Annotated in this window: 1 protein-coding gene; it reads right to left on the bottom strand. The window is 40.3% G+C overall.

The features are described 5' to 3' along the window. The coding region (locus Q0256_RS09155) for a TonB-dependent receptor plug domain-containing protein (RefSeq protein WP_297962392.1) at window positions 1-853 on the bottom strand (853 nt) is incomplete at its 3' end. Between the last annotated feature and the right edge of the window lie 646 nt (window positions 854-1499).

The following is a 1499-nucleotide window of genomic DNA, read 5'->3' as shown; positions in this document are numbered from 1 at the left end:
AATGATTTAATCCGCGCGCGTTGGGATAAACGGCGGTTTTACCAAGAGTTCTTGAATAATCGTGATTTTGCCTCCCGGTTTGAACGTAAAATTTATTATTTTCATCCGGCGCTAGCCAAAGCTTGGCGTTAGAATCCGATTTATCACTCTTTTGATAGCCTCCCTTATAGCCGTCCTCGTCGCGCAGCTTTTTATATCCCCACAACTGAAGCGCTGCATACTGCCCGAAGGGAATATTGACGTAGGCTTCGCCCATCTTACCGTTTCCGATACCCTCGTGATCTTGGATAGTTGTAGATATAGCGGCGCTTCCGCTAAATTTAGAAAAATTCTTTTTCGTAATGATATTTATCACGCCGCCTACCGCATCGCTTCCGTAAAGCGAGCTCATCGGTCCCCTAATCACTTCGATACGCTCTATCGCTCCCGTGGGCGGGATAAAATTCGAGTTCATATCGCCCGCTCCGCCTTTCGGGTTCGCCGCCGCGGAACTTACGCGTTTGCCGTCGATAAGCACAAGGGTTTGAGAGCTTTCCATTCCTCTGATGGATATCCCGCTTGCCGGGCCGTCGTCGCCTGCGATAACGCTGACGCCAGGCATTTTATTCGCGATATCGTGCAGCGAAGTGAAGCTGCCGCTTGATATCTCTTTATTATCCAAGGTAGAGATGGAGGCCGGCGCCTGCCTAATATCTTGGCGAAAGCCGCTCGCACTTACTACGATTTCGCCAAGATTCGTGCTATTTGCGTCACTGCTTAGATGTGAGCCTTCGACGCCGCATAAAATCGAAACGCTCGCGCATATCGATAATGCGATAAATTTCGCCTTTTTAAAATACATATCTTTTTGCATTTTTGTTCCTATATTTTGAAATTTAATCGCGGATTATAACTCAAAGCGGATAAATTTAATATTAATTATTAAAGTATTTTTATAGAATTAAATTTCACTAATAGTTACCCATTCCATCGATATTTTTATAAAAATTATTTTAAATAAAGTACAGCATATAATCAAGAAATTGCTGTAAATAAGTAAAATTTTATAATGCCAGGCCTTAATTATCAAATCTTTTTGAAGAAATTTTGCACAGTTTTTGATTTTATCTGCTCTAAGAATCATTTTCGCTTTTGTGGACGTGTATATTTTAAACTATCGAAGGCATTACAAGCGGTAACGCGAAAACGGCTTTGCTCTATTGATTTCGTGCATCCTGCGCTTGGGATAATTATAGACTTGGGATTAATATGCGATGTTTTTTAACACAGTAGCTTCGTATGAATAAATTTATCTTACTAAGGAGCATAATCGCTTCGGCGCAATTTAAAATTTTGAGTAGTTTATATAGGCGGATTTAAATTTAAACTAGATTTATCAGCGCGGCACAATCTGCCGAGGTTTTAAATTTAGAAGTAAAGAGGCGATTTAAATTTAAAATCCTGGCGCAAGAATGCAAAGTAAGAAGATAAATTTAATAAGACCCCGCCAATTTTAAAAT

Origin of the sequence: uncultured Campylobacter sp., from assembly GCF_937949835.1 — a bacterium.
GTDB lineage: Bacteria > Campylobacterota > Campylobacteria > Campylobacterales > Campylobacteraceae > Campylobacter_B.
Note: the sequence above shows the minus strand (reverse complement) of the source record. Positions and strands in the feature narration are given on the sequence as shown.